The organism is Acinetobacter sp. USHLN143, from assembly GCF_037145695.1.
GTDB lineage: Bacteria > Pseudomonadota > Gammaproteobacteria > Pseudomonadales > Moraxellaceae > Acinetobacter > Acinetobacter fasciculus.
The window spans coordinates 1-1,374 of sequence record NZ_JBBCWZ010000163.1 but is presented as its reverse complement, the minus strand read 5'-3'; the positions used below and the strand labels follow the sequence as shown (position 1 = coordinate 1,374).

Sequence of the window (1,374 nt, the reverse complement as noted above, 5' to 3'; positions counted from 1 at the left end):
GGCATAGGTATCTACACATCTATGAGATACCTAATGCCATTGTGGCTATCTCATTGAGTTCATCTATTGAATATTCCGAGAGCAGTTGAAGAGTGTTCAGTAAAATCGAAAGCCCTGCCAATAAGGCAGGTGCACTTTCCAACCTACCTCTTTTCTGCTGCCGACCTGAAAGACGGGTGAGAAATACACGAATTTTCTGATGGTGTTCATCTTCAGAACGCTGGATTCGCCAAGTTAAAACACAAGCCATACAGCTAATCAGTAACCGCCTTAAAATGGCTTCAGGTCTGGTCTGAAGCCATGCTTCAATATCATGACCTGCCTGCTTGAGCAGCTTGAAATAGCATTCAATTGTCCAGCGCCAGTAATACCAGGTCGTCATCTCTACCGTAGTAATCTCTGATGGAACATTGCTGATTAGTGACCATCTTGCGACGGTCTTATCCTGATCATCTTTCACTACGGCAACAATTAATCTGGCTTCAATCGCACTCCCTGGCTGGGGAGCAACCCGTTGGCCTGAATCGTCATTTCTCTTCGGTTTTGCTGCACGTGTTATCCGGATAGCAGTTTCTCCCACATGCAACATATGCCGGTTTCCTTTATAGGCAATCGGCTGGACCTGCTGCGTTTCTACTCGTTCTGCGGCTTCTGCAACTTTGCATGTTTTGCCCTGATGCTCAATTCGATGGCCTTCTTTCGCCCGAATCAGCCATTTAAAACCCTGGCTGCTCATTTCCCTTAGGTGGGCAATGGAGTCACCTTCACGATCAATGATATGAACACATGTTTTCTCAATGGGATATTGTTCAATCACTTTGATTTGTTCGGTAAGTGAATCTAGATGAGATTTGCGCCCAGCAGAGTGTTGACTGAATGTGGAATAGCAGCCTGAGGCATCTGATAGTGTCTGCGCCAGTGGCGCAATAGGTAGTCCCGAGGCTGCATCAACCAGCAGACTGCTTTGCAATTCATAGCCTGAATCATATTGATGGGTTCTTTGCAGGCGCTGAATTTTATGATGGTGTTTCACATACTGTAGCTGAGACCAGTCATGAACAATCAATGCATATTGATGCGGTGATGCCTTGATCTGTTCACATGCAAGATGTTCAATTGGCTGGTTTAACTGACTAAAAGAGATTTTGTCATTATTCAGGAATCGCCAGACCGCTTGTGTGGTTGCGAAACTCGACTTTTGGGCAGAAGCCAGGTCTTTGATTGCCGGAGCAAGTGAAGCAAGAGGGTTCATATTGAGCTTTACAAGGCTGTTATAGCGCTTGACAAGACGCTGATCCAGGCCAGAGATGTTAAATTGAAGAGCATGCTCTTCAATTTAACGCAAAGTTCAGGAATTGTGTAGATACCTATGCC

Annotated in this window: 1 protein-coding gene; it reads right to left on the bottom strand. The window is 45.4% G+C overall.

Features of this window, described 5'->3' with window-relative positions; all coding sequences use genetic code 11:
• Positions 1-19: 19 nt before the first annotated feature.
• Positions 20-1,252, bottom strand: a complete 1,233-nt coding sequence (locus WFH18_RS17410) for a transposase (protein ID WP_004730312.1) — start codon at positions 1,250-1,252, stop codon at positions 20-22.
• Positions 1,253-1,374 lie beyond the last annotated feature (122 nt).